7 protein-coding genes are annotated in these 9,359 nt (G+C 72.6%); 1 reads left to right on the top strand and 6 read right to left on the bottom strand.

The genetic code is table 11. The features are described 5' to 3' along the window. Positions 1-42: 42 nt before the first annotated feature. From HW445_RS09805 to mshD, 6 genes are all read right to left on the bottom strand, one after another. Positions 43-2,358: an RNA degradosome polyphosphate kinase gene (locus HW445_RS09805; RefSeq protein WP_306673303.1), complete on the bottom strand. Its 2,316-nt coding sequence runs from the start codon at positions 2,356-2,358 to the stop codon at positions 43-45. A gap of 250 nt (positions 2,359-2,608) precedes the next feature. Next, positions 2,609-3,682, bottom strand: a complete 1,074-nt coding sequence (locus HW445_RS09800; RefSeq protein ID WP_180220640.1) for an ABC transporter permease — start codon at positions 3,680-3,682, stop codon at positions 2,609-2,611. Continuing rightward, on the bottom strand, positions 3,679-4,788 hold the full coding sequence (locus HW445_RS09795) for a hypothetical protein (RefSeq protein WP_180220639.1): 1,110 nt from the start codon (positions 4,786-4,788) through the stop codon (positions 3,679-3,681). The genes HW445_RS09800 and HW445_RS09795 overlap by 4 nt, the downstream gene beginning before the upstream one ends. Continuing rightward, positions 4,785-5,648 carry an ABC transporter ATP-binding protein gene (locus HW445_RS09790; RefSeq protein ID WP_180220638.1) on the bottom strand — a complete coding sequence of 288 codons (864 nt, stop codon included), beginning with the start codon at positions 5,646-5,648 and terminating at the stop codon, positions 4,785-4,787. Before HW445_RS09790 ends, HW445_RS09795 begins: the two co-directional genes overlap by 4 nt. Next, positions 5,645-6,040 (bottom strand): GntR family transcriptional regulator, encoded by a 396-nt coding sequence (locus HW445_RS09785; protein WP_151774256.1) that lies wholly within the window; start codon positions 6,038-6,040, stop codon positions 5,645-5,647. Before HW445_RS09785 ends, HW445_RS09790 begins: the two co-directional genes overlap by 4 nt. A 102-nt stretch (positions 6,041-6,142) precedes the next feature. Beyond that, positions 6,143-7,078, bottom strand: coding sequence for a mycothiol synthase (mshD, locus tag HW445_RS09780; protein WP_180220637.1), 936 nt, complete (start codon positions 7,076-7,078; stop codon positions 6,143-6,145). 344 nt (positions 7,079-7,422) lie between these two features. Here mshD and HW445_RS09775 point away from each other — a divergent pair, with 344 nt between their 5' ends. Further along, positions 7,423-9,201 (top strand): bifunctional UDP-sugar hydrolase/5'-nucleotidase, encoded by a 1,779-nt coding sequence (locus HW445_RS09775; RefSeq protein ID WP_180220636.1) that lies wholly within the window; start codon positions 7,423-7,425, stop codon positions 9,199-9,201. Positions 9,202-9,359 lie beyond the last annotated feature (158 nt).

Here is a 9,359-nt window from a genome sequence, read left to right as displayed (position 1 = left end):
TAGGCCGTGAGCGCCGGGGCGGCGCCGGCGGGGTGCTGGACGTCAGGGTGTCGCTGGGCCACGCCGGCGCCTCCGGGCGTCGATGAGCATCTCCTGGACATGCGGCAGCGGGCGCCCGTCCGGGTCCGTGGAGTGCCGGGTCCACTCGCCGTCCGGGCCGAGGTGCCAGGACGAGGTGGAGTCGGACATGCCGGTCTCCAGGAACCGGTTGAGGGTGGCCCGGTGGGTCGGGTCGGTGACCCTGACCAGCGCCTCGATGCGGCGGTCGAGGTTGCGGTGCATCATGTCGGCGCTGCCGAACCACACCTCGGGCTCGCCGCCGTTGGCGAACGAGAAGATCCGCGAGTGTTCGAGGAACCGGCCGAGCACCGACCGGACCCGGATGTTCTCCGACAGCCCCGGGACGCCGGGCCGCACCGCGCAGATGCCGCGGACCCAGATGTCCACCGGCACCCCGGCCTGGGCGGCGCGGTAGCAGGCGTCGATGACCGCCTCGTCCACCATGGAGTTGACCTTGATCCGCACGTGGGCGGGCCGGCCGGCCCGGTGGTGGCGGATCTCCTTGCCGATCCGCTGGACCAGCCCGTCGCGCAGCGACTTGGGCGCGACCAGCAGCCGGCGGTAGGTCTCCCGGCGGGAGTAGCCGGAGAGCCGGTTGAACAGGTCGGAGAGGTCCGCGCCGACCTGCGGGTCCGCGGTGAGCAGGCCGAGGTCCTCGTAGAGGCGGGCCGTCTTGGGGTGGTAGTTGCCGGTGCCGACGTGCGAGTAGCGGCGCAGGGTGTCGCCCTCCTGGCGGACCACCAGCGACAGCTTGCAGTGCGTCTTCAGCCCGACCAGGCCGTAGACGACGTGGCAGCCGGACTCCTCCAGCTTGCGCGCCCACTTGATGTTGGCCTGCTCGTCGAAGCGGGCCTTGATCTCCACCAGCACCAGGACCTGCTTGCCGGCCTCGGCCGCGTCTATGAGGGCGTCGACGATCGGCGAGTCGCCGGAGGTGCGGTAGAGGGTCTGCTTGATGGCCAGCACGTCCGGATCGGCGGCGGCCTGCTCCAGGAAGGTCTGGACGGAGGTGGAGAAGGAGTCGTAGGGGTGGTGCAGCAGCACGTCCCGCTCGCGCAGGGCGGCGAAGATGTCGGGCGCGGAGGCGGACTCCACCTCGGCCAGGTCGCGGTGGGTGCCGGCGATGTACTTGCGGTACTTGAGGTCGGGGCGGTCCAGGCCGGCGATGCCGAACAGGCCGGTGAGGTCCAGCGGCCCGGGCAGCGGGTAGACCTCGGCCTCGGTGATCTTCAGTTCGCGGACCAGCAGGTCCAGGACGTGCCGGTCGATGGACTCCTCGACCTCCAGACGCACCGGCGGGCCGAAGCGGCGCCGCATCAGCTCCTTCTCGAGGGCCTTGAGGAGGTTCTCGGCGTCGTCCTCCTCGACCTCCAGGTCCTCGTTGCGGGTGAGCCGGAAGGCGTGGTGCTGGAGCACCTCCATGCCCGGGAACAGCTCCTCCAGGTGCGCGGCGATGACGTCCTCGATGGGGACGTAGCGCTCCGGGGAGGCCTCCAGGTAGCGGGAGAGGGACGGTGGCACCTTGACCCGGGCGAAGTGCCGGTGACCGGAGACCGGGTTGCGGACGACGACGGCCAGGTTGAGCGAGAGGCCGGAGATGTAGGGGAAGGGGTGCGCGGGGTCCACGGCGAGCGGGGTGAGCACCGGGAAGATCTTGGAGCGGAACAGCGTGAAGAGCCGCGCCTGTTCCTTCTCGGTCAGCTCCCCCCAGCGCACGACGTGGATGCCCTCCTCGGCGAGGGCGGGGGCGACGTCCTCGTGGAAGCAGGCGGCGTGCCGGGCCATCAGCTCGCGGGAGCGGGCCCAGATCATCTCCAGCACCTCACGCGGCTGGAGCCCGGAGGCGGAACGCTGGGCGACGCCGGTCGCGATGCGGCGCTTCAGGCCGGCGACGCGGACCATGAAGAACTCGTCCAGGTTGCTGGCGAAGATCGCGAGGAAGTTGGCACGCTCCAGCAACGGAGTGTTGGGGTCCTCGGCGAGTTCGAGGACACGCTCGTTGAACGCGAGCCAGCTGCGCTCCCGGTCCAGGAAGCGGCCCTCGGGGAGGGGGCCGTCGCCCTGGCGGACCTCCTGGTAGCCGTCGAAGTCCGGACCGCTCTCGACCTGCTCCTCGGGCAGGTGCGGGCGCGGAGGTTCCTGTTCGTGCCCGACCGGTATCAGACCGACCGCGGCCGCCGTGGAGCCGTGGGCGGCGGGGTCATGGGCGCTGAGGTCCTGGGAACGGAGGTCCTGGGAACGGAGGTCCTGGGAACGGAGGTCCTGGGAACGGGGGTCCTGGGCACTGGGCTCGCTCATGTACCCATTGTTCCGCGTGGCGTCCTCGTATGGCATGTCGGATCGGGCGCGTGGAAGCACCCGGAGGTGAGCATTCCGCCTGCTCACGCCGCCTGTGCGCGACGTCGCGGGCCCGGACGGCGCGCCGTCGCCCCCCGAGGAGTTGTCCTCGGGGGGCGTCGGCCCGGCATCGGAAGAGGGAGGTTTCACCACGTGGGAAGGGTCCCAAGCGAGCCTTAATGCCGGGTTACGGGCAGTTGGCTGCCAGGCGTCAGGCCGTACGGCGGCGAAGGACGCGGTATGACAGGAATACCGCGAGGGCGGCGACGGCGAGCCAGATGCCGGACTCCACGAGCTGGAGCGGCCAGTAATGGCTCCTGGGGTGGTAGCTCGCCCAGACGTCGCTGTAGCCGTCGGCCTTGAGGCAGGCGTAGAAGTCACCGGCGTCGCCGGCCCGGCCGTCGTCGCCGAGGACGGCGTCCAGGCAGTCGTAGTCGTAGGCGACGTGCTCGCCGGACCCGGTCACCGCGCCGCTGTCCAGCGGCCACTCGCCGGCCGTGGTGTCCCACCTGGGCGACGGCTCGTCCTGGGCGTAGCCGAGGCGGGTCTCGGACGGCCAGAGCCGGTGACGGCCGAGCGCGAACGTGACGGTGCCCGCGGTCATCAGCAGCAGCCCGGTGCCGAGCGACGCCAGCGTCCGCCGGAGCAGGAACCCGAGCAGGGCGCCGACGGCCACCGCGCACAGCGCGCGGGGCACGGCGACGACGCCCATCGCGGTGAAGAAGTCCTCGCTCCACCACTGCGGGGCCCCTCCGTACCAGACGACGTCGCGGACCTCGACGCCCGCCGCGGCGACGGGCCGGTACACCGCGAGCATCAGGGCGATGCCGACGGTGACGGCCACGGCGGGCACCGCCAGTTTGGCGGTGAGCCAGCGGGCGGGCGACACCGACTGGGTCCAGGCCAGTTCGGCGGTGCCGGTCTCCAGCTCCCTGGCGGTCAGCGAGGCCGACGCCCAGGCGCCGGCCAGGAACGGGGCGGCGACGATGGCGTAGAGCCCGAGGCGCAGCAGGGTGTCGTAGACCGACCAGACCTCCTCGAGCTCCTTGGGACAGCGGAGGTAGGGCGCGTTCCCGGGTTCGCAGGAGGCGAGCAGGGCCTGGGTGTCGTCGCCCATCGTCGTCCAGGCCCAGAGCAGCAGTCCGGTGGCGAGGGCGACGTGGGCGACCCACAGCCACAGGGCCCAGCGGTGGAGGCGGAGCACGGTGCGGACCAGCCCGCCGGGCGCCTTCTCCGGGGCGGAGGCGGGGGCGGGGGCGCGCGGTGTCAGGGTGGCGGCGGTCATGCGGCACGCTCCCGGGGGGCCGTACGGTGGCGGACGACGCGGTAGGAGAGGACCACCGCGAGGGCGGCGACGGCGAGCCAGATCCCGGACTCCATCAGCTGGAGCGGCCAGCGGTGGCTCTCCGGGTGGTAGGAGATCCAGACGTCGGTGAAGCCCCTGTCCTCGAGGCAGGCGTAGTACGCGTCGGAGTCGAAGGCGTCGCCGCCGTCCTGGTAGCCCGCTTCCATGCAGCCGTACCCGGCCAGCTCGCCGGACCGTTCGGCCAGCTCGCCGGAGTCCGTCACCGCCCCGGTGGACATCTGCCACTCGCCCGGGTCGGTGCTCGCGTAGGGGGAGCCGGAGGGGGTGTCCCGGCCGTAGCGGATCTCGGTCGGCCAGAGGAACCGGCGGCCGACGACGAAGGCGAAGACGCCGCCGCCGATCAGCACCAGCCCGGTGCCCAGTGAGGCCAGGCTCCGCTTCAGCAGCAGGCCGAGCAGGACACCGACGGCCACGGCGCACAGGACCCGGGGCAGCACGACGACGCCCATGGCGGTGAAGAGGTCCTCGTTCCACCACGACGGCGCCCACTGCCGGATCTCGGTGAAGAGCTGGGCGCCCTCCAGGTGGGCGAGCCGGTACAGGCCCAGCAGCAGCGCGGTGCCCGCGGCGGCGACCACGGCCGGGAGGGCCAGCTTGGCGGTGAGCCAGCGGGCGGGGGTGACGGACTGGGTCCAGGCCAGTTCGGCGGTGCCGGTCTCCAGTTCCCGGGCGGTCAGCGAGGCGGCCGCCCAGGCGCCCACCAGCAGCGGGGCGAGGAGGACGGCGAAGAAGCCCAGGCGCATGAACTCCTGGTAGGTGGACAGGGCCTCGTACACGCTGTTCGCGCAGTGGGGCTGCGCCGGCCCGCCGAGGTCGCAGCCCGCGGCCACGGACTCCAGGTCGTTCGCCGCCGGTCCCCACGCCCACAGCAGCAGCCCCGCGGCCACGGCGACGTAGGCGATCCACATCCACAGCGCCCAGCGGTGGAGGCGGAAGACGGTCCAGGTCAGCCCGCCCGGAGCCGCTGCCGGGGCCGCCGTGTCCTCGGCGTGCGGCGGGGCGGGGGAGGTCGTCGTCGGGGTCATGCGGCGGGCTCCCGGAGGTAGGAGAGGACCAGTTCCTCCAGGGTCGGGGTGGACGCGGCGTGGGCCTCGGGCAGCGGGCCCGTGGGGCGTACCAGCGCGGTGACCTGTCGGCCCGTGGTGCGGGACTCGATCACGGTGTGGCCGTCCAGGGAGGCGTCGGCGGGGCCGGTGACCAGGGTGTGGGAGGCCAGGACGTCCTCCAGGCCGCCCTGGAGGCGGACCCGGCCGCGGCGGATCAGCAGGAGGTGGTCGCAGGAGCCCTCCAGCTCCGCGATGACGTGCGAGGACATGACCACGGTGGTGCCGTGTTCGGCGGCCTCGGCCATCAGCTCGCCCATCAGCTGGTGGCGGGCGAGCGGGTCGAGGTCGGCCATCGGCTCGTCCAGCAGCAGGAGTTCGGGCCGCTTGCCGAGTGCCAGGGCCAGGGCGACCCGGGTGCGCTGGCCGCCGGAGAGGGTGCGGACGGTGGCGGTCGGATCCAGGTCGCCCTGGGCGACGATGCGTTCGGCCGTCGCCTGGTCCCAGCGCGCCGGGTTGAGCGCGTGGCCCAGCCGCAGCGTGTCGATCACCGTGAGCTGGCCGTGCAGCGGCTTGTTCTGGGCGACGTGGGCGAGGCGCTCGCGCACGTCGCCGGGGCCCGCGCCGAGGACCCGGATCGTGCCCTCGGTGGGGCGGGCCAGGCCCGCCGCCAGGGAGAGCAGCGTGGACTTGCCGGCGCCGTTGGGGCCGACGACCGCGCAGACGCGGCCCGCGGGGAGGCTGAACGAGCAGTCCCGCAGGGCCCAGTTGACGCGGCGGCGGGGGAGTAGGCGGCTGTAGCGCCTGCCCAGGCTCTCCGCCTCGATGGCGATGTCGGTCATCGGTGGTCCCCCCCAAAGGGATAGAGGTCGTCCAGGACGGAGGTGAACAGCGCGGACACGTCGTCGCGTTCCAGGCCGGACTCCTTGGCCCGCTTCGTCCACGCGGCGAGGTCGTCCCGCAGCGGGGCCGAGTCGGCGGTGGCGGGGCCGAGGGAGCGCCGGACGAACGTGCCGAGGCCGCGCCGGGCCTCCACCAGGCCCTCGCGTTCCAGCTCGCGGTAGGCCTTGAGGACGGTGTTCGGATTGATGGCGGTGGCGGCCACGACCTCGCGGGCCGTGGGCAGCCGGTCACCCGGTTCCAGCAGGCCCAGTCTCAGGGCGTGCTTGGTCTGCTGGACGATCTGCAGATAGGTGGCGACGCCGCTGCGCCGGTCGATGCGGTACTCGACCACTCGACAACACCCTTTCACTAATTGAGTAGTGGAAGGGTGGTGCAAGAGAGGGGGCGGCGTCAAGTCGCCGCCCCCTCGGGGTCGTTGCCGCCTGGCGGGGCGTCAGAGTTCGGTGCGGTACATCAGGTCCGTCTCGTGGGTGGTGAAACCGAGGCGCTCGTAGACGGTGACGGCGGCCTTGTTGTCGCCGTCGACGTAGAGCATCGCGGCCGGCAGTCCGCGCGCCGCGAGGTGGCGCAGGCCGGTGACGGTGAGCGCCTTGCCGAGGCCGCCGCCCTGGGCGCCGGGGCGCACGCCGACCACGTAGACCTCACCGATCCCGCCGTTGCCCTCCTCGTCGTGCACCTTGGTCCAGTGGAAGCCGACCAGCTCGCCGTCCTTCTCCGCGAGGAAGAACCCCTCCGGGTCGAACCAGGACTCCGCCTTGCGGTCGTCCAGGTCCCGCTGGGTCAGCGAACCCTGCTCGGGGTGGTGGGCGAAGGCCTCGGCGTTGACGGCCAGCCAGGCGGCGTCGTCCTGACCGGGCACGAAGGTGCGGACGGTGACGCCCGGCGGGAGGACCGGCTCGGGCAGCTCGGGGGCGTCCGCGCCGGTCAGCGGCCGCCGCATCTGGCGGAGTTCGCGGAAGAGGGTGAGGCCGAGGACCTGCGCCAGGTGGCGGGCGGAGGCGTGGCCGCCGTGCGCCCACACCCGCAGGCGCTTGCCGGTGGCCGCGAGCAGCGCGCTGCCCAGCGCCCGGCCGTGGCCCCGGCCGCGGTGCGAGGGGTGCACCACCAGTTCGGCGGCGGGCGCCTCGACGAGTTCGGAGCCGTCCAGCTGGGCGTAACCGGCCAGTTCGCCGTCGCCCACGGTGAGCAGCAGGTGGGCGATGCCGGGGCGGGGCTCGCCGCTCCTCAGGTGCAGCCGGCCCTGCTCGGACACGGCGTGCTGGCCGTCCGTGTCCAGGGCGGCCGACAGCAGGGCGGTCACCTCGTCGACCTGCTCGGGGGTGAGGCGGTCCAGGGTGTCGATCTGGCGGGGACTCAGAGGGCTGGTCATGCTCCGAGCGTATGGCCTGCGCCCGGTGCGTCACAGGTCAGCGGTGGTCGTCCGGGTGGTCCGTGGCGGTCCGGATGGTCCGTGGCGGTCCGGGCGGTCCGTGGCGGTCATGGGTCGCTCCCCGGCGGTCCACGGTGGCCTTCGGCGGTCCGGGTGGCCTTCGGCGGTCCGGGTGGGCCTCGGGAGGGCCCCGGGGCGGCGGCCGGGTGGCCGCGCGTGCGCCGTTCAGGCAGTCGCAACCAGGCTGTGACCCACGTGGCCTGTCGCCGCTACGCGCGTTGACCCTAAGCTGCCGCTCAGCCACCCCACCCCACTGTGCACCTACTCACCAACGAGGGGGGACGATGCCGCGGATCACCCGGCAGCGACGTACCCACCGCATCCTGATCGCCGGCGCCGCGCTGACCACCGTCGGCGCGCTGACCGCCGCGCTGCCAGCCGAGGCCTCCGGTCAGGGACACGGCCCGAAGCCGCGCACGGTCGACGTGCAGCTGCTCTCCTTCAACGACCTGCACGGCAACCTGGAGCCCCCGACCGGCTCCAGCGCCCGCGTGACGGAGGTTCAGCCGGACGGCACCGTCAAGACCATCGAAGGCGTCGGCGGCGTCGAGTACCTGGCGGCCTCGCTGCGCACCGCGCGCAAGGGCGAGAAGTACAGCGTGACCGCCGCGGCCGGCGACCTGATCGGCGCCAGTCCGCTGCTCTCCGGTCTGTTCCACGACGAGCCGACCGTCGAGGCGCTCAACAAGCTCGACCTGGACGTCTCCGGGGTCGGCAACCACGAGTTCGACGAGGGCCTGGCCGAGCTGAAGCGCATGCGCGACGGCGGCTGCCACCCGACCGACGGCTGCTACACCGACAAGCCGTTCAAGGGCGCGGATTTCCCGTACCTGGGCGCCAACGTGACCCTCGAGGACACCGGCAGGCCCGCGTTGGCCCCGTACTGGGTCTGGAAGCACGGCTCGGTCAAGATCGGCTTCATCGGCGTCACGCTGGAGAACACCCCCGGCATCGTCACCGCCGAGGGCGTCGAGGGACTGGAGTTCCACGACGAGGTCGAGACGATCAACAAGTACGCGGACGAGCTGAACCGGCAGGGCGTCAAGTCCGTCGTCGCGCTGGTCCACGAGGGCGGCGTGCCCGCCAACGGCGCGTACAACCACCTGTGCGACGCGCAGGCCGGCGGCATCTCCGGGCCGATCGTCGACATCGCCAAGAACGTCAGCCCCAAGGTCGACGCGCTGGTCACGGGCCACACCCACAACGCCTACGTCTGCGACATCCCCGACCCGGCGGGCAACTCCCGCATGGTGACCTCGGCGGCCTCCTTCGGCCGTCTGTACACGGACACCACGCTGACCTACGACCTGGCGACCGAGGACATCGTCCGCACCGCGGTGGACTCGGCCAACCACGTGGTCAGCCGCGCCCAGGACCCCGCCGGCGACATCTCCACCCTGATCAAGCGGTGGAGGACGCTGTCGGAGCCGGTGGCCAACCGGCCCATCGGCTACATCACCGGAGACATCAGCAAGACCGGCACCGAGAGCCCGCTCGGCGACCTGATCGCGGACGCGCAGCTGCACCACGCGCGCGGCATCGATCCGGACACGGCGTTCGCGCTGATGAACCCGGGCGGCGTCCGCGCCGACCTGACCTACGCCGCGAGCGGTGAGGAGGGCGACGGCGTCGTCACCTACGGCGAGGGCTTCACGGTCCAGCCGTTCAGCAACACGGTGAACCTGGCGGACCTCACCGGCGCCGACATCGTCGCCGCCCTGCAGCAGCAGGTCAGCGGGGGCAACGCGGCCGCGCCGAAGATCCTGCAGGTTTCCGAGGGGCTCACCTACACGCTGGACATGACGAAGACCGGCGCGGACCGCGTGGTCGCCGACTCGATCCGGATCCAGGGGCAGCCGGTGGACCTCACCGCCACCTACCGGGTCGCGATGAACAACTTCCTCGCCGGTGGCGGGGACAACTTCCCGGCGCTGGCCAAGGGCACCGACCCGGTCGTCGGCAGCGACGACCTGACGGCGTTCGCGGACTACCTGACCGCGACGTCCTCCCCGTCCTCGCCGATCGTGCCGCCGGCGGCGGACCGCATCACCATCGTCGGGTGAGCCGGACCGCCGTTCGGCGGTTGGGCTCGGGAGCCTGACGGTCCGACGGCCTCCAGGTCCGACGGCCTGAAGGCCCGACGTGGAAGGGCCGCCCCGTGCACTGCACGGGGCGGCCCTTTCGTGTGCGGCGGCCGGGGCGGCCGGGGCGCTCAGCCCAG

This window comes from Streptomyces sp. UH6 (assembly GCF_013421635.1).
Classification (GTDB): Bacteria; Actinomycetota; Actinomycetes; order Streptomycetales; family Streptomycetaceae; genus Streptomyces; species Streptomyces abyssomicinicus.
Note: the sequence above shows the minus strand (reverse complement) of the source record. Positions and strands in the feature narration are given on the sequence as shown.